General features: G+C 70.8%; 16 protein-coding genes and 1 pseudogene. 3 read left to right on the top strand and 14 right to left on the bottom strand.

What is annotated here, in order from left to right; genetic code table 11:
- Window positions 1-66: 66 nt before the first annotated feature.
- The gene (locus AC07GB_RS36075) at window positions 67-579 is read right to left on the bottom strand and encodes an RICIN domain-containing protein (RefSeq protein ID WP_478853111.1); all 513 of its coding nucleotides are present in this window, start codon (window positions 577-579) and stop codon (window positions 67-69) included.
- 343 nt (window positions 580-922) lie between these two features.
- Here AC07GB_RS36075 and AC07GB_RS36080 point away from each other — a divergent pair, with 343 nt between their 5' ends.
- Complete coding sequence (locus tag AC07GB_RS36080) at window positions 923-1,540, top strand: DUF7691 family protein (protein ID WP_478853113.1); 618 nt, start codon at window positions 923-925, stop codon at window positions 1,538-1,540.
- Between the two features lie 117 nt (window positions 1,541-1,657).
- On the opposite strand, the gene AC07GB_RS36085 is transcribed toward AC07GB_RS36080, so the two are convergent.
- From AC07GB_RS36085 to AC07GB_RS36125, 9 genes and pseudogenes are all read right to left on the bottom strand, one after another.
- Window positions 1,658-2,143 carry a hypothetical protein gene (locus tag AC07GB_RS36085; protein WP_478853115.1) on the bottom strand — a complete coding sequence of 162 codons (486 nt, stop codon included), beginning with the start codon at window positions 2,141-2,143 and terminating at the stop codon, window positions 1,658-1,660.
- Window positions 2,144-2,206: 63 nt separating this feature from the next.
- Window positions 2,207-3,265: a DUF6461 domain-containing protein gene (locus tag AC07GB_RS36090; RefSeq protein WP_478853117.1), complete on the bottom strand. Its 1,059-nt coding sequence runs from the start codon at window positions 3,263-3,265 to the stop codon at window positions 2,207-2,209.
- 108 nt (window positions 3,266-3,373) lie between these two features.
- Window positions 3,374-3,868 carry a DUF6069 family protein gene (locus tag AC07GB_RS36095; RefSeq protein WP_478853119.1) on the bottom strand — a complete coding sequence of 165 codons (495 nt, stop codon included), beginning with the start codon at window positions 3,866-3,868 and terminating at the stop codon, window positions 3,374-3,376.
- A complete protein-coding gene (locus tag AC07GB_RS36100; protein WP_478853121.1) occupies window positions 3,865-4,476 on the bottom strand; it encodes a TetR/AcrR family transcriptional regulator in 612 nt (203 codons plus the stop codon). Before AC07GB_RS36100 ends, AC07GB_RS36095 begins: the two co-directional genes overlap by 4 nt.
- 119 nt (window positions 4,477-4,595) lie before the next feature.
- Window positions 4,596-5,243 (bottom strand): maleylpyruvate isomerase N-terminal domain-containing protein, encoded by a 648-nt coding sequence (locus AC07GB_RS36105; protein ID WP_478853123.1) that lies wholly within the window; start codon window positions 5,241-5,243, stop codon window positions 4,596-4,598.
- A gap of 330 nt (window positions 5,244-5,573) precedes the next feature.
- Window positions 5,574-6,506: a terpene synthase family protein gene (locus AC07GB_RS36110; protein ID WP_478853125.1), complete on the bottom strand. Its 933-nt coding sequence runs from the start codon at window positions 6,504-6,506 to the stop codon at window positions 5,574-5,576.
- Window positions 6,507-6,583: 77 nt separating this feature from the next.
- Window positions 6,584-7,360 carry a squalene/phytoene synthase family protein gene (locus AC07GB_RS36115; protein ID WP_478853127.1) on the bottom strand — a complete coding sequence of 259 codons (777 nt, stop codon included), beginning with the start codon at window positions 7,358-7,360 and terminating at the stop codon, window positions 6,584-6,586.
- Between the two features lie 10 nt (window positions 7,361-7,370).
- Window positions 7,371-7,933: pseudogene (locus AC07GB_RS36120) on the bottom strand (4-hydroxy-3-methylbut-2-enyl diphosphate reductase); the annotation flags it as partial.
- A gap of 95 nt (window positions 7,934-8,028) precedes the next feature.
- Window positions 8,029-8,172 (bottom strand): hypothetical protein, encoded by a 144-nt coding sequence (locus AC07GB_RS36125; RefSeq protein WP_478853129.1) that lies wholly within the window; start codon window positions 8,170-8,172, stop codon window positions 8,029-8,031.
- Window positions 8,173-9,244: 1,072 nt separating this feature from the next.
- On the opposite strand from AC07GB_RS36125, the gene AC07GB_RS36130 reads away from it, so the two are divergent.
- Entirely contained in the window at window positions 9,245-9,736 is a 492-nt protein-coding gene (locus tag AC07GB_RS36130) for a GNAT family N-acetyltransferase (protein ID WP_478853131.1), read from the top strand.
- A 154-nt stretch (window positions 9,737-9,890) separates the two neighbouring features.
- A complete protein-coding gene (locus AC07GB_RS36135; protein WP_478853133.1) occupies window positions 9,891-10,358 on the top strand; it encodes a GNAT family N-acetyltransferase in 468 nt (155 codons plus the stop codon).
- On the opposite strand, the gene AC07GB_RS36140 is transcribed toward AC07GB_RS36135, so the two are convergent.
- The 4 genes from AC07GB_RS36140 to AC07GB_RS36155 form a co-directional block, all read right to left on the bottom strand.
- Window positions 10,324-11,073, bottom strand: coding sequence for a response regulator transcription factor (locus AC07GB_RS36140; protein WP_478853135.1), 750 nt, complete (start codon window positions 11,071-11,073; stop codon window positions 10,324-10,326). The genes AC07GB_RS36135 and AC07GB_RS36140 overlap by 35 nt on opposite strands.
- Entirely contained in the window at window positions 11,070-12,299 is a 1,230-nt protein-coding gene (locus AC07GB_RS36145) for a sensor histidine kinase (protein ID WP_478853137.1), read from the bottom strand. The genes AC07GB_RS36140 and AC07GB_RS36145 overlap by 4 nt, the downstream gene beginning before the upstream one ends.
- Window positions 12,300-12,482: 183 nt before the next feature.
- Window positions 12,483-14,705: an MMPL family transporter gene (locus AC07GB_RS36150; RefSeq protein WP_478853139.1), complete on the bottom strand. Its 2,223-nt coding sequence runs from the start codon at window positions 14,703-14,705 to the stop codon at window positions 12,483-12,485.
- A 257-nt stretch (window positions 14,706-14,962) separates the two neighbouring features.
- Entirely contained in the window at window positions 14,963-16,222 is a 1,260-nt protein-coding gene (locus AC07GB_RS36155; RefSeq protein WP_478853141.1) for an FAD-dependent monooxygenase, read from the bottom strand.
- Window positions 16,223-16,268: the final 46 nt, after the last annotated feature.

Consider the following 16,268-nt stretch of genomic DNA (forward strand, 5'->3'; position numbering starts at 1 on the left):
GGTGCGCCCGCCGCTGGGCGTGGCTGCGGCCCCCGGCGAACGGCGGCCGCAACCACGCGGAGTGGATCAGTAGCGGTTCCACACCTGGGTCGCGGTGCCCGTGCAGACTGTCTGGCGCACCTCACGGCGGCTGCCGGAGGGCGCGGCGCCGTCGTCGAGGCACAGGCCGCTCGCGACGTTCTTGATGGTGACATTGTTGTTGCCCAGCTCGATGAACTCCCAGCGCTGCTGGGAGACGTTGTCGCAGGGGCGCTGGACGACGTTGGTGCCGGGCGTGGCGCTGAACACCTGCATGCACTTGTTGGAGTGGGCGGCTCTGATCAGGGACGTGGGGTTGTCCACCTCGAAGCTCAGCGAGAACCGCTGGTGGCCCTTGCCGTTGCAGCTGAACTGCTGGAGGACGGTGTTGTCCGCCGACGAACCGGCCTGCACGTCGAGGCACTTGCCGGTACCCGCGTTCTTGAACGAGTACTGGCCGGACACGCCTGCGTGGGCCGGGCCCACGAGCACGGCGGTGGCCGCGAGGGCGGCACTCGCGGTGATCCCGGCACGGACTGCGAACGAGCTGCGAAGGTTCATGTGTGGTCATCTCCCTGACATCAGGTGCGGATGCTGGCCGGAGAGTCGTCCGGTGCCGCGCGGCGGACCGGACGCTTCCCCGTTCACGGCCGAGTCTCGCGGTGGTCGCACCCGCCCCACAAAGCCCTTCGAGGCACATCGAATCCAGGCATTTGGCACCCTGGCAACCTTCGCCTTCGGTGGCAGACGCTCAAGGTCCTTTGGCACAGGGCAGGGGGGCAGCGCCTGCTGGGTGGTGCCCACGCCGTGGCGCAGCCGGTGTGTGACCAGCAGCGCGGGCCTCGCGGCCACACCGCCAATCAACCCCTGAGCATTGTCAGTGGCCCCGGATACGGTCGGGCCCATGAGCCTTTCGTTGAGCGTGTTCCTCGTAGACGTGCCGGCGACCCGCAATCTGGTGGGGTCCCGGGACGAGCAGCTTCTCCAGGTGATCCTGGACGAGTTCGGCGACGATCTGGCCCGTGACGACGACTGGTTCTCCGACGCCATCTCCCAGGGCGCGCCGACCGCGTACGAGGCCCTGCGGGCGGTGGTGCACGGCGGGCCCTTTCCGGAAGGCGGCTCTCCGGACGCGTTCCAGTACGCCTATGCCTACGAGCGGTTGGTCTCGCTGACCGGGGGACGGCTGCGCAACAGCTCCTTCAGCCCGTTCCGCGGAGCCTGGCTTCAGAGGGTGGACGACGCCCTGGGTGCGCTCGGGGTGAGCGCGGTGTCGGTCGCCGACTTCGGCATGAGCGACGGGCTGCCGGGGGGCATACCGTGGCCCGGAGAGGCTCCGGGCTGCGGGGAATGGACGCACGAGCAGTGCCGCACGGCCCTGGAGCAGTTGCAGGAGGCCCAGCGCGTCGGGCGCACCCCGCCTGCTGAGCCCGAACTGGTCCGCGCGGTGGGGGACATCGCGGACTGGATCACCGCCGCCGCCCGGCGCCCTGGCTACGGTGTGATCGGGTTCCAGATGTGAGGGGGCAGCCGTGTGGTGTCCGGACGGCCACCGGTTGGCGCCGTTGGACCAGCCACCTGGAGCCACTGCGCGACGCAGTCGACGTAGCATCGCGAAGGGATGTACCCCTTCCGCGAACTACGGCCGCGAGCGCCGGCCCAAGGCGCTGTGCTGGACGACCCCGGGCGGCAGGTCGGTCTTCCCGGAGGCCTGGGTGATGAGTTCGTCCAGCCGGTGCCGGAGTTCGGCGGCGGTCTCGCCGAGGACGATCGCGCTGAATACCAGCTCCAGCATAAGGCAGTCGTAGGCGTCCCCCTTACTTCGGTAGCGCTTGCGATCGGTCTCCACCTCGGCCTGAGTGATCGTGTGCCCACCACCCTCGACCGGCGCGAAGGACGCTTCGTAGATCCCGTGGCCGGTCCAGCTCCGGTGCAGGAAGACGGTGCGGTCCTCGGCGAAGACGTTCCACTTCTCGTCCATGTCGCGGGCCCCGCGGCCGAGTTTGATCCGCTCCCACTCCTCGTCCGTCCAGATACGGGACGGCAGGAGAGGCATCGGCCGCGGACGGGATATCGGCAGCAGTCGGCGGAACGAACTCCGGGTGACACGCTCAGCATCAGACATGACGTGATCGTACGGATGCTCCGCACCCGCGCGAGCCGCGGCCCCCACGGAGGCGGGCGGCCGTCAGGCTGTTCGCCGGGCGGCGTCATGCAGATGCTGCACCATCCAGAACTCGTGGACCCGCTCACCGTCCCCGGTCATCGCTGAACTCAGATCACTGAGGACGTCCGGCAGGCGGTCTGCCGGTGTGGGCAGGTGGGCGGCGACGCACTGGGCCAGGGCATCGAAGACGATCGCCTGGCGGAAGACGAGGTGGGAGGGGCGCTCCCACTCGATCTCGACCTCCTCCGGCTCCTTCTCCAGCATCGCGAACGCCCGCGGGAGCGCCTGGTCGTGCGCGGCGGTCAGGTCCTCACGCAGTTGTACGCGCGCTGCGGCCGGAAGCGTGTCCGCCGTGACAGCGGCGGCGGCCAGGGGGTGTTCGCGCAGGTCGGCGTGGGCGAGCGCCAGGTCCAGGGCATGCCGTCGCAACCGTCCCAGCATGTTGGGCCCCAGGCCTGCCAGGTAGGTGATGAAGGGCTCCCGATTGAGCAGCGGGGAGTGGACGAGGCTCTGCCCGAGCAAGTAGTCCGGTACGGGCGTGATCTCCACGGCGTGGTGCGTGCCCTGGACCCACGCCTGGTCGAACCGCGCTCCCGTCGCCCGCTCAACCGCCGCCAGGGCCGCACCCCAGCCCACGCTGTCTTCGAGGTTGAGGCCCGCGAGCAGGGGTTGCCAGGCGTCGGGGCGCACCCCGTACGGGTGCTCGGGGTCGAGCTTGTCGAGGACGGACTGGAGCAGGCCCTTGTCGACAAGGCTGAGTCGGTTGACCGCGTTGACGTTCCAGTAGGCGCTGGCGGTGCGGCCCAGGCGCGAGAGCGGGCGCAGTACCTCCTCGCGTGCGCCTTGGTAGTCGTTGTGCTCCACGACGACGATCGCCGGTCCTGAGCGGGAGACCAGGATCAGGTCCCCGTCGTCGTGGTCGCGCAGGTCCTGGAGTTTCATGGGGCGGGCCTGCTCGGGGTCGCCGCCGAAGAGACGGATTACGGCGTCCGCGTCGGCGCCGAGCACGGCCGTGAACGTGGCCGCCTCCTCCAGGCCCAACTCGGTGAGCAGTTCGTCGAGGTGCTCGGGTGAGGTCATGGGGGGATTGTTGCGGCAGCCACTGACAGCCGGGCCCCCGGTCTCGGCTCCGGGCCGGGGGCCGGGCTGCCGGCCTTGCTGCGGATGACCGTGCCGGGCTGGTGCAGCTCAGCGAACGGTTCGTGGTGCTGTCGGCGCTGGGGCCCCGCCTCGGAGGGGTGCTTTAGGGTCGGCGGGTACGGCTTCCTCCGGCGTCGCGTTCGCGGGAGCGGAGGGTGACGAGGGTGACCTGCCGCCAAGCCCCGGCACCAGCACCGCCGCCACCGCCAGATGCATCAGAGCGAGGGAGACCCGGGTGCCGCCGTCCATGCCGTCGCCGATGAACGGCACGAAGGACAGGGCCAGTACGGCGACGGCCACCCCGGTCCAGACGGCGCGGGCGCGACGTACCCCGAACCGCTCAAGGGCAGCCAGCAGCCCCCAGCCGGAGAGCGACACGAGCAGGGCGACGGCCGCCACGGGCGCGGCGCCGATGTCGAGTGTCTGCTCGCCGTCGGCGATCCGCAGCTGGTGCCCCAGCAGTGGGTCCGCGACCAGCCACACCAGGGCAGGGGCCAGGACGGCCAGGGCCGTGACCCCTAAGCGCCTTCTCCGCGCACTCACTTGGCCCCTCCTGAGAGCGCCCCGTGCAGGAAGACCTCCACCAGCTCCCGCGGGGTCAGGTCGGGCTCGCCCTCCGTGCGCGGCTGGGTGAAGAGCAGGCCGATGAAGAGGGCCGCGATCTGCTCCGGGGGCCGGCGCAGGGCGGCGGTCTCGGGCTCCAGCAGCTCCGCGAGGGCCGCGCGGATACGGGACGTCGACTCGTCGCGGCCCGCGCCGCGCACCGTGCCGGGGTGCTTGCCGCCGCCGTGCCCCAGCGAGCCGATGATCGCCCCGAGGCGGTCCATGTGCGCCTGCAAGGCCTCGGCCGCCTCCGCGAGCCGGTCGGGCAGCGGCTGGGACATGTCGATCGAGGCGAGTTCGCGGATCGCGTGCTCGGGGGAGAGGGCCTCCGCGATGCAGGCTTGCAGCAGCTCGTCCTTGTCGGCGAAGACGCGGAAGATGGTGCCCTCGCCGATGCCGGCCGCGCGGGCGATCTTCGCGGTCGTCACAGCGGAGCCGTACTCGGTGATCAGCGGAATCGCGGTCTGAATGATCATTTTGCGGCGCTGCTCCGGCGACATTCCGGGTGCGCGGCGACGGGTCGTCTGGTTCTCCTCGGGTGCTGTCATGACCACAAGAGTACGGAGTGAGTCCTCACTCCGTCAATGAGTGAGGACTCACTCCGCTCGACTTTCCCGCACTCGGCCGAAACGGCGACGGTCCCTCCGCCCTCCCGCGCAAGGGCCCTCTACAGGACGCGCAAGGCATGGTCGACGTCACGTTCACGCCTTGCCAGGGCGTGCAACACGGCCCGGTCGCCGTGTCGTTCACGGGCAGCCGCGACGAGCACGTCGACCGCGACGGCGAGCGCGGCTTCGGGGGCCGGGTCGGGAGCCCCCACGCTCGGCGCCAAGTCATCGAGATGGACGGCCAGTTCGACACAACGAGTCTGAAGGTATCCGTCGAGCAGCATCTCTTCTCCGGGCCGGTGAAGGACGGCCACGCGCTGATCGGCCGGCTCCCTTTCCAGCCGCTCCGGCAACCGTCGCCACGCGGCCTGCGCCTGTTCGGCCACGACGGCGGGACCGGCCGCGGCCGTTTCCTCGCTGCGCGCACGCACGCCGACGTTGAGCGCGGAGTCGGGCAGGGACGTGCCCGCGAGCCTCGCGTAGTAGTGCACAGGTGACACCGGTTCCGCGCCGACCACCCGCCCGTCGAGGAACCATTCCACCTGAAAGACACTACGCGCGAGATGCCCGGCCAGGCCGCCGACGGTCATCCCCGGCAGCGCGGACTCCTGCTCCCAGCGGTGCGCCACCTCTTCCGCCGCGAGGAGCCGCACGGCCTGCTCGGCTGCCAGCAGGTACGCGTTCCGTATCTCAGTAGTCGTCGTCATGCCAGGCATGGTGCCCGCCTGATGATCGCGATGCTCAGGGCTTCCATATGTTGGTCACTCTGTCCAGCATATGGAAGGAAGCCTTGCCCGGCGTGGCCACCGCCGCCGGGGTCACCGTCCCCTGCGGGTCAGCCGGCGACCACCGTCGCCGAGCCGGTGAGCAGGGCCGTGAGTCCGATCAGCTGGTGGCTGAGGTCCAGCGGTGCAGGGCTTGCGTGCGCCGGAGCGCCGTGGCGGGCGTGACGGCGGAGCGAGCCTGCCGCCGACTGCGCCGAACTGCTCGACAAGACGCGGGGGCAGGGCGGCTCAGGCCCCTTCCGTCGCGCCGGGCTACAGGCCGATGTCGTAACGCCCCGTCTCGTGCAACCAGGCCAGGTGTCCGGCGATCTGGTCCTCCAGGCCGCGGGCGTAGCGCGCGATGACGTCGCGTCCGCGTTCTCGTACGCGCGCGGCCAGTTCGGTGAAACGGGCCGTGTCGCGGCTGACTTCCTCCGCCGTCATGTCGATGCCTTCCTGGACGGAGCAGCCGTGGTGGTGGGCGAGGACCATGGGCAGGTTGGCGACGTGATCACGCTGGACATCCCGCGGGCAGCCGTACACGTCGTTGGTGAGTCCGATGATCCGGATGGCCAGGTCGGTCAGTTCCCGTATCTCCGGCTCGAGCAGTTGCTCGGCGGGCATCTCGAAGCCCTGTGCGACCTCGGTGAGGACGAAGTGGTGGTGCAGGTGGGCGATCAGGTGCCGGATGCGCCGGTACACCGGCACCGGTGGTACGGCCTTGTGCTCGGTGTAGGCGGCGTCAGCTGCCGCCCCCACGCTGTAGTGGAGCATGCCCTTGCGGATGCGCAGGACCTGCTGGGGGGTGGCCACCTCCTCGATCCGCAGGAACAGGTCCCGGTACGCCTGGTCGATCGGGGCACCGTCGGGGACGGGGAGGGCCGGGTTCTCGGCGATGCTCTCGCAGGCCAGCAAGTGTGCGGCCAGGTCGGTGGCGCGGCCGGCCAGGCCGAGTCCCTCGGTGTAGCGGTCGTCCTGCACCGTGGCCCAGATACAGAACTGCGTCGCGATCAGCACACGCTCGGTGTCACCCTCGGGAATCATCCACGCGTAGGTCCGGCCGAGCGTGGAATGGCGCAGATACGCCTCGTCCGCGTCGTTGCGGATGACGCCGAATTCACGCAGCCACGCCAGGGTGCGCTCCTCCAGCTGGTCAGCGTCCGGATGCAGTCGGGGCGGCACCGGGAACGAGATGCGAGGGATCACCAGGCGCTCCGCCGCACTCCCCTGGGCAGGGAGCGGCTGCTCCGTCGACGGGGTCCGGCCCGTACTCGTGGGATGGCTCATGTCGCGGCCCTCTTGCGCGGCGTGGGCGCCCAGGGCTCGCGGAGCATGGCCCGGTGTGCCCGCGCCAGCGGTTCCTCACAGAACACCCGAGCCGGTCCGGGTGGCAGAGTCGCCAGGTAGGCGTCGGCGCCGACCAGCTCCTGGCGTGCGTAGCGGGCCATGTCCGCGGCGTGCCAGCCGTCCGGCCAGAAGTCCACACCACGGGCCGCGTCCTCGTCCCTGTCGATGAGGATGTTGACCGTCTGCAGCGCCCGCCCGTACGCGAGGCCCAGCGTCCGGTCGGCGCGCGTGCCGTCGTGCCAGGCCCACAGGTCGGACAGCATCAACACCAGTGTGCCTGCGACGGCGTAGGTGTACCGGTCGAGATCCGTGCCGCTGTGGACGGCGAAGCCGCAGTCCACCCACTGGGCCATGCGCTCGGCCATCGTGGCGAACGTCTCGTACACCCGCGGCCCGATCCCGGACGGCGGCAAGGTGGTCCACTCGCCGATGCGCAACGTCACGTCCGGTAACTCGCGCCCCCGTTCCCGGAAGAGGGCGGGGAAGTCATCACTGGTGAAGTGCGACTGGAGCACCCGGCTGACGCCACGCAGCAGCACTGCCTTGTCGGGGGCGGCCAGGGACGGATCATCCTCGATCTCGTCGATCGCTCGCATGAGCAGGTAGGCGCACGACACTGCTTCGTTCAGCCCCGCCGGCATGCTGGTCACCGGCTCGTACCAGGTGGTGCTGTACTCGTGTACTACGGCATGTGCCTCGTCGAGCACGGACATCTCGAACCTCCTACGACGGGAATCCAGGCCTGGCGCCAAGGCCGGGCCGAGCTGCGCGGCAGCACCGGTGCACGCACAGCGCACGCGCGCGACAGCCCTGCGGCAACGCGAACTGCTGGGTTTCTTCGGCCGTCCTGACGGCCTCGACATCCTCGAAGCCGTGTTGGGCGAACCGGCCCAGGACGCCGTGGACGAGGATGCCCGGACGGAGGCGCCGGAGTGCACGCCGACCGTGGTGACGCCCTCCAGCCAGCTCTCGTCGATCTGTTCGGCGTAGTCGACGAGGTACGACGCTCCGGCACCGGCGCTGATCTGCTCGGCGGCGGTCCGGCGGTTCTGGGTGGCGTAGCGGATGGCGTCGCTGGGCGGGGAGGGCAGGTCGGGGAAGCGGAGCTTGGGGGCGTCAACCGTCTCCAGTGTCTCGTCCACCGACAGCGTCGTCTGTGAGAGCCATACGAGCTTGTCCGGGTCGCTGACCCCTACCTTCCGCACATCCTCGGGGCCGTCGACCAGCGTGAAGCGGCCAGGAGCCTCCCCTGAGGCGCCGAACATCTCTTCGTGACCTTTGTGGCCTTCGTGGCCGTGGAGGAACTCCCGCCCGGCCGCGGCGCGCACGGCCGGCCCGAGGTCACCCTGGCTGGCGGCCGCCAGCCAGCCGCTCACGCACATCAGGGGACGCAGCCGTTCGCCACCCGCGGCCAGGAAGTCACAGCTTGGCAGTGGGGAAGGTCCTCGGGCAGGCCCTGGCCCGCGGCGGTGCGGGACTTGCTGCCGAGGAAGGCCCGCAGCACCGGCACAATGCGGCTCTGCATCAGATGCAGGTCGGCAGCGGGGCCGTGGGGGAGGGCTGGGTCATGAGGTGTTCCCCTCGCTGCGGGGGCCAATGGGGCGGACGACAGTCATCGTCAGCCGAGACCCCGCTCAACAGGGCCCCGCCCGAAGGACCGAAGGCATGTAGCCGAGCAAGGCCGACGGCCCTTGGCACTCCTTCCATACCCTCTGGAAATGGCAGGGGTACCCGGGCAACGGTTGAACACTGGGGCGCACGGAGACGCGCACGGACGCGTGAGAGGGGGCTCATCGACCGCCCTGCCCGCCTTCTCTCACCGCCCCCAACTGCCGCAGCGGATAACGCATTCACTGCGACGGCATCCCGGACTCCCCCAGTCCACCGAGACGCCCCCGGTCGGGGATGCGTGCGGAAGGACCGACAGGCTGTGCTCGTGCCAGGCGGTCCGCAAGGCCTTTCACCACGCTGGCCTCACCTGACGGTGACGACCCCAACCTCCCGCAGGGAAACTCCAAGTTCGGGCTGACAGCGAGCTTTACTCGCTGTACTGCCACCTCTTCGGACGAGGAAAGAAAAAGAAGACGTACGTCTTGTGCACGCGCTTGTTGGCACGCCGCGCCGGCGCCCCTCAGTCCATCCTGACCGGCGCCGGGGCCGCGGCCAGCAGCTTGGGGATCTACTTTGCTGGTGTCGCGGCGTACACAGAGCGCCGGGCCGGTCACCGGACACGGAAGGAGGCTGGCCCCCTGAGAGGGCCCGGGAGGGCCTGCACCTGCGGGGCCCAGCGGATGGTCGGCGGCCATGCTCCGGACAGGCGGTCGCGGGCCGTGGCGGCGCAGGGTGACTGAGTCGGTGCCTAAGGCGACCACGCGGCTCGCGGCCGGACCAGCGGGTTGTTCCGTCATATCGCGCGGGTGGTGCGGAGGCGTCGCCTCAGCTGGTCAGGGATGCCGCCGCGGGGCCAGCAGGCGCCTGAACGCAGTGTCTGCCCTCGCCGCTGCCCACCAGTGGCCGGCCTGCGCCAAGGGCGCCGACATGAACGTGCCTGATTCCCTACTCGACAGTGGCAGGCACGCCCCCCAATCATCGCCACCATGCACCCCTGGACCATCACACCTGAGCCGGTCACCGCCGAAGGCATCGACGAAGCGATCCGGGCCTACTACACCGAGATCGGCGAAAGGGTCGTCAAACGCCCTGTGACCCCGGACGAGGTCGAGCAAGCCCTCGACCGCGACCCCCACCACGACCTCGCCCCGCCCCGCGGCCGGTTCCTCACCGCCCGCAGCACCAGTGGACAGCTCCTCGGCTGTGTGGGCATCCGGCTCCTCGCCGACCGCCCGGCGACCGCAGAACTCAAACGCATGTATGTCCTGCCCGCCGGGCGCGGCCAGGGCCTGGGCCGCCACCTCCTCCAGGCCGCCGAGACCTCGGCACGCCACCTGGGCGCCACCCGGATCGTCTGCGAGACCAACACCGAACTCACCGAAGCCCGCACCATGTACACCGGCCGCGGCTACCGGGAAACCGCCCCGTACAACGACCACGCCGCCGCCGAACACTGGTACGTGAAAGACCTCGCATAGCCGACCGCGGATGCGACGGCCTTACGGGCAGCGATCACTTCCCGGGCCGATGACGGCCTGGTCGATCAGGACCTCGCCGCATCGGCCGTGACGGCAGCCGGGCAACTAGCGGCTTCTCGGAGGTCGTTGGGCTGTGCACACTAGGCTGCTGGCCATGGTTGACAGGCACATAGTGATGAGGCGGGCCCGGCGTGAGGATCTGTCGGCGGTGCTTCGGCTGCTCGCTGAGGACGCCATCCTGGAGGTGCCGGTGGATCCCGGGCCGCCCGTGCCCGGCTACTACTACGAAGCCTTCGAACGCATTGACGCCGACCCGGGTGAGCTGCTGGCGGTGGCGGAACTCGACACCGCCGTGGTCGGTACCTTCCAGATGTCGGTCATCCCCTACCTCATGTGGGGCGGTGGCAGCGTCGCACAGATCGAGTTCGTCCGCGTGTCCTCGGCCCTGCGGGGGCGGCGCATCGGGGAGGACATGATGCGCTGGGCGATCGAGCAGGCCCGTGCGCGTGGTTGCGTGCGCGTTCAGCTGGACAGCAACAACGCCCGTGCGGGCGCCCACCGGTTCTACGAACGCCTCGGCTTCGAGCCTACGCATACGGGTATGAAGTTGTTCCTTGGTTGACCCGGGCCCAGGGGTCGCGGCCGCTGGAGGGGCGAGCGGGGGGCGGTTGGGGTGCGCGGGCGAAGCCGGTCCGGTAGGCGAGGGCGACGAGTTGGGCGCGGTGGTGGGCGCCGAGCTTGTGCATGATGCGCTGGACGAAGGTGCGGACGGTCAGCAGGCTGACGTGCAGGCGCTCGGCGATCTCCTCGTTGGTGAGCCCTTCTGCCGCGCGGAGCAGTACTTCCTGTTCGCGGGGGGTGAGGTTGTCCATCTCGCGGGGCGTGGCGTGGGGGCGGTCGGGGCTCGATGCGGCGAGGTAGCGGGTGACCACGGTCTGGGTGGCCAGCGGGGAGAGCACCATGTCGCCGGCCGCGACGGTGCGGATGGCGGCGAGGAACTCGGCGGGGCCGACGCCTTTGCCGAGGAAGCCGCTGACGCCCGCGCGCAGGGCCCGGGTGATGTAGTCGTCCGTTTCGAAGGTGGTCAGGATCAGGACGCGGGTGCCCGACAGCTGGGGGTCGGCGGTGATCTGCGAGGCGGCGGAAAGGCCGTCCTGGTGGGGCATGCGGATGTCCATGACCACGACGTCCGGTGCGGTGGTGCGGGTCAGCTCCACGGCCTGGTGGCCGTCGGCCGCGGTGGCGATGACCTCCAGGTCGTCGGTGGCGTCGATGAGGACCTGGAAGGTCGCGGCGAGGAGTGCCTGGTCGTCGGCGAGCAGCACGCGGATGGTCACGGGGTGTCCTTGTCGTGGGCGTACGGGCGGCCTGCCGGAGGGGCCGTGAGCGTGGGAAGCTCGGCCCTCACCTCGAATCCGGCGTCGTCGCGGGGGTGGGCGTACAGGTGTCCGCCGACGGCGTGGGCCCGCTCGCGCATGCCGATGAGGCCGTAGCCGGCGGCGCCGCGGACCTGTACGGGTGGGCCGTCGTCGGTGACCGTCAGGGTCAGCAGGCCGTCGGTGTAGTGCAGGCGGACGGCGGCCGTGGTGGTCAGGGCGTGCTTGGAGACGTTGGTGAGTGCTTCTTGCGTGATGCGGTAGGCGGCGAGGCCGACGCCGGGTGACAGCGGCTGCGCGGCGCCGGCCTGGGTGAGGGTGACGCGGAGGCCCACCTGGTCGAACGACGCGATCAGGTCCGGCAGCCGGGCGAGGCCGGGGGCGGGCTCCCTCGTAGGGCCGGGGGGTTCGTCGTGTTCGCGTAACAGGCCTACGGTCGATCTCAGTTCGCCCAGCGCCGAGTTGAGGGTGGCGGTGAGGTTGTGCATGACGTGCTGCGCCGTCTCGGGCCGGCCGGCCAGGAGGTAGTCGGCGGTGGCGGCCTGGGCGTGGGCGAGCGTGATGTGGTGGGCCACGACGTCGTGCAGTTCGCGGGCGATGCGCATCCGTTCGGCGCCCACGCGCCGGCGGGCCTCTTCCTCGCGGGTGCGCATCGCCATCTCAGCGCGCGCTTCTACCGCGGTGACGTAGTCGCGGCGGCTGCGCAGGGAGTCGGCCACGGCGGGGGCGACGAGGACGAAGGCGGCAAGGCCCACCTGTTCGGGCCGCAACCGCGGGCCGCCGGGCGGCCACAGGGCTGAGGCGGTGAGCAGGGTCAGGGCGCAGGCGGTGGTGTAGCGGGCGGTGGTACGGCTGTCGGTGTGCCAGGCCAGTGAGGCGAGCGCTGCCATGACGGGGCCGGTGAGGGGGGAGCCGAACTCGTACCCGAAGGCAGGACCCATGGCGCCGAGGACGGCGGTGCACGCGGTGGTGGTGATCACGGTCAGACGCGGGCGGCTTCGGTGTGCAAGGAGCGCGACGCAGGCCAGCGCGGCGACGGTGGCGGCGGTCGGCGGCGGCCAGCGCACGATGCGGGGCGGCTGCGCCATGGAGGTGGAGAGCAGCGCGAGCGCGCACAGGGCGGCAGCCGTCACGGCGTCGAAGCCGCGGGGGTGGCGGTGGGCCCACGACCGGACGTCGGCGAGCACGTGCCCTCCTTCGCAGGTGTGCTTGGCGGTGTTGTGTCTGCGGCTGGGGTCGGTGGTCCCTTGCGCATGCGGTGAGCCCCGGGGATCGGCGGACCCTTGCGCATGCGGTGAGCCCCGGGCGTCCCTGGGCGGCGGGAGCCCCGGGGGTCCGCGGGTGGGCGGGAGCCCCGGGGCCGGGCTGGTTCAGGCGTTCACCGATTCCTCCTGTGACGAGGAGGCTGCCGGGGCTGGGTGCCCGCTGGTGAGGGTGCGGTTGAGTTTCTCGCCTTCGATGTCCAGTTCGGGCAGCAGCCGGTCCAGCCACCCGGGCAGTCGCCACGCCGCGTGCCCCAGGAGCGCGAGAGCGGCCGGGACGATGGTCATGCGGACGATGAACGCGTCGAAGAGGACGGCGGCGGCCAGCCCGAGACCAAGCATCTTGATCATCGAGTCGGTCATGCCGATGAACCCGGCGAAGACGGCGATCATGATGACGGCGGCGGCCACGACGACGCGGGCGCTGTGACGGAATCCGGTGACGACGGCCTGCGTGGGCGACGCGCCGTGGACGTGGGCTTCGCGGACGCGGGTGACGAGGAAGACCTCGTAGTCCATGGCCAGGCCGAAGACGACGCCGATCAGGAAGATGGGCATCATGCTCATCACCGGTCCGGTCTGGGCGACGCCGAGCAGGTCGGCGCACCAGCCCCACTGGAAGACAGCGACGATCGCGCCGAAGGCGGCCGCGACCGAGAGCAGGAAGCCGAGGGCCGCCTTGAGCGGGACGAGGACCGAACGGAACACGATCATCAGGAGCAGGACGGCGAGTCCCACCACCACCGCGAGGTAGGGGATGAGGGCGGCGGTGACCTTGTTGGAGACGTCGATGTTCATCGCGGTCTGACCGGTCACCAGCATGGAGGCGCCGGAGGCGGTTCTCAGGTCGGTGGCCTCGGAGCGGAGCGTCTTGACGAGGTCCTTGGTCGCGCCGGCGCTGGGGCCGGTGCTGGGCACGGCGGTGATGGTCGCGGTGTCGCCGGCCTTGTTGAAGGTGGCCGGTGAGAGGTCCACGACGCCGTCGGTGTCGGTCAGGGCCGCGCGGGCCCGCGCGGCGGCGGCCTTCGCGTCGTCGGCGCCCTTGGCGTCGATGACGATGGTCAGGGGCCCGTTGAAGCCGGGGCCGAAGCCGTCGGCGAGCGCGTCGTAGGCGCGGCGCTGGGTGGTCGAGGTGGGCTGCGCCTCGTCGCCGGGCAGGCTGAGCTGGAGATCCAGTGCCGGGAGGGCGACGACGCCGAGGCCCGCCACGCTCAGGAGCAGCGTCGCCAGGGGCCGGCGGATGACGAAGCGGGCCCACCGGCTTCCCGCGGGCTCTTTCCCGGGCGCGGGCGCCGCCGAGGGCGCGGGCACGGTGGCCGAGCGGCGCTGGGTGCGCGCCAGGACGGCCTGGGGGAAGAACCCGAGCAGGGCGGGCAGCAGCGTCAGGGCGACGAGCACGGCGATGACGACGGTTCCGGCGGCGGCAAGGCCCATGTCGGTCAGCATCGGTACCCCTGCCACGGACAGCCCGGCCAGCGCGATGACGACGGTGGCGCCGGCGAAGACGACGGCGGATCCGGCGGTGCCCACCGCCCGGCCGGCGGCCTCCTCCGGTGTGTGTCCATCGGCCCGTTCCGCGCGGTAGCGGGACACGATGAACAGGGCGTAGTCGATGCCCACGGCCAGGCCCAGCATCAGGGCCAGGGTGATCGTCGTGGTGGACATGCCCGCGGCGATGATGGCGCAGACTCCGGCGCCGAGGCCGATCAGGGCGGTGACCAGGGGGAGTCCGGCGGCGACCAGTGCGCGGAAGGTGATGAACAGCACGAGCGCGGCGACGGCGATGCCGATCAGTTCGGTGACGCCGCCGAGTTCGGGGCCGCCGTCGACGGCGGAGCCTCCGACTTCCACCGTCAGGCCCGCCGCCCGGCCGTCCTGGACGGCGTTCATGAGCGCGGCGGACGTGGCCTCGCTCAGGTCGTCGCTGGAGACGGCGTAAGTGACGGTCGCGAACGCGGTGGTGGCGTCCTTGCTGACGGCTTCCGGCGCGAAGGGGTTCGAGGCCTCCTTCACCTGCGAGCCGCGCGCGATGGTGTCCACGACCTTCTCGACGGCCGCCCGGTTCTGACGGGCGGTCACCTTCTGCCCGTCCGGCGCGGCGAAGACGACGCGTGCGTCCGCGCCCTCCGCGTTGTCCCCGGGGAAGCGCTCGTCGAGCAGGTCGAACGCCTTCTGCGACTCGGTGCCCGGAATCGAGAAACCGTCCTCCTCCGCGGCCGGGGCGCTGAGAGCGGCGAAGGAGCAGGCCGCCAGGACCGCCACCCACAGAAGGGCGAAGTAGCGGCGTTGCCGGAAGGCGATCCGGCCGAGCCGATAGAGCAAGGAAGCCATGACGAGGCGCTCCAGTCGAAGAGTTGAGAGTCGAAGAGGAGAAGAGGAGGACAAGAGGAGTGCCGCGGCCGTGCCGTGCCGTGCGTGTCGCCGGGGCGCAGCCGGCCCGCGGCCTCAGGCCCATCCTTGGCAACACCGCCCGCCCCGTCGTCCCGCTCCTGCGGACAGTCGCCCGTACTACAGATGCAGTACGGGCGTGGCACAGTCCCCTCCGCGAGGTGCAGGAGGCCGCTGCTGCGCGCCGCGCGGGGGTGGGCTCAGGCGGCGCGGGCGTCGGCGTAGGCCGGCAGCTGCCAGCCGCCGCCGCGGTCCTCCTTGGAGAACCGCGCGACCAGGTCGGGGATGCGGAAGAAGCAGGCCAGCGCGGTGGCGTTCTGGAAGGCGCTGACGGCGTGCTTGTTCAGGGGCATGCCCATACGCAGGACGCGGGGGTTGACCTCGCCCTGGATCTCGTCGACGAAGGGCCGCAGGACACGGTCGTAGTTCGCCAGGGCGGTCGGCAGCGCGGTCGGCAGGTCGTTCACGTGCCGGTTGATCTCCCCGGCCAGGACGTACGCGCCGACGAGCCCGCCGGAGACTCCCATGCCGCTGTAGGGGGAGGCGCAGTGCGCGGCGTCACCCGCCAGGACCACCCGGCCCTCGGACCAGCTGTCGATCCGTACCTGGGCGATCTCCTGGGAGTAGAAGAACGCGCTGTCCTTCATGCCGTCGATGAAACGGCCGGTCTGCCATCCCGCGTCCCGGAACCGCTCGGCCCAGAACGTCCGCTGCCGCTCGACGGGCGCGCGGTGGATCGCGGACGCTTCCGCGGACTCCTCGCGCAGCACGAAGTACACCTGGGTCTCGGTCGCGTTGTGGCTGCGCCGCATGATCTGCCGACCGCCCGGGGCCATGTACGTGTCACGGATGTTGGTGTCGGAGGCGATGCGCGGTACGAACCAGTAGGCCATGTGGATGCCCACGCGCCAGTACGGGTCGAGGCCTTGCGGCAGCAGCGCCCCGCGGGTGCGTGAGCCCTGTCCGTCGGCGCCGATCAGCAGGTCGTACTCGCCGGAGGTCCCGCCCGAGAAGTGGGCCGTGACCCGGTCGGCGTCCTGGTCGAAGCCGTCGACGCTCGTGCCGAAGACGTGCTCGGTGTCGTCCTTGGCCGCCTCGTGCAGGATGCGCACGAGGTCGCCGCGCATGATCTCGTACTCCGATGTCAGGGTCTGGCGGCCCTTTCCGGAGGTGTTCGCCATGATCGTCGCCTTCGGTCTGCCGCGGGAGTCGACGAAGGCCACGCCGGCCTCGTCCACCACCCGGCTGCGCACCGTCTCCAGCAGGCCCATGCGCTCGACGGCCTCGATCCCCTGCCCGCGCAGGTCGACCTGCGCGCCCCGAGCGCGCAGTGCCGGGAAGCGCTCGACGACCGTCACCCGGTGGCCGCCGCGGGTGAGCCAGAAGGCCAGTGCCTGCCCCGTGACCCCGCCGCCGGCGACGAGGATCCGCAGCGAACGCTTCGCGGCCGTGTTCGGCATGTCCAACCACTCCAAAATCTATCGGTGATTGATTCCCTTCAGATTC

Source organism: Streptomyces sp. NPDC045778, from assembly GCF_056431945.1.

Coding starts and splice junctions, on each gene's coding strand:
- AC07GB_RS36075 (WP_478853111.1), bottom strand. CDS start 579: ATGAACCTTCGCAGCTCGTTCGCAGTCCGTGCCGGGATCACCGCGAGT.
- AC07GB_RS36080 (WP_478853113.1), top strand. CDS start 923: ATGAGCCTTTCGTTGAGCGTGTTCCTCGTAGACGTGCCGGCGACCCGC.
- AC07GB_RS36085 (WP_478853115.1), bottom strand. CDS start 2,143: ATGTCTGATGCTGAGCGTGTCACCCGGAGTTCGTTCCGCCGACTGCTG.
- AC07GB_RS36090 (WP_478853117.1), bottom strand. CDS start 3,265: ATGACCTCACCCGAGCACCTCGACGAACTGCTCACCGAGTTGGGCCTG.
- AC07GB_RS36100 (WP_478853121.1), bottom strand. CDS start 4,476: ATGACAGCACCCGAGGAGAACCAGACGACCCGTCGCCGCGCACCCGGA.
- AC07GB_RS36105 (WP_478853123.1), bottom strand. CDS start 5,243: ATGACGACGACTACTGAGATACGGAACGCGTACCTGCTGGCAGCCGAG.
- AC07GB_RS36115 (WP_478853127.1), bottom strand. CDS start 7,360: ATGTCCGTGCTCGACGAGGCACATGCCGTAGTACACGAGTACAGCACC.
- AC07GB_RS36125 (WP_478853129.1), bottom strand. CDS start 8,172: ATGCAGAGCCGCATTGTGCCGGTGCTGCGGGCCTTCCTCGGCAGCAAG.
- AC07GB_RS36130 (WP_478853131.1), top strand. CDS start 9,245: ATGCACCCCTGGACCATCACACCTGAGCCGGTCACCGCCGAAGGCATC.
- AC07GB_RS36135 (WP_478853133.1), top strand. CDS start 9,891: ATGGTTGACAGGCACATAGTGATGAGGCGGGCCCGGCGTGAGGATCTG.
- AC07GB_RS36150 (WP_478853139.1), bottom strand. CDS start 14,705: ATGGCTTCCTTGCTCTATCGGCTCGGCCGGATCGCCTTCCGGCAACGC.
- AC07GB_RS36155 (WP_478853141.1), bottom strand. CDS start 16,222: ATGCCGAACACGGCCGCGAAGCGTTCGCTGCGGATCCTCGTCGCCGGC.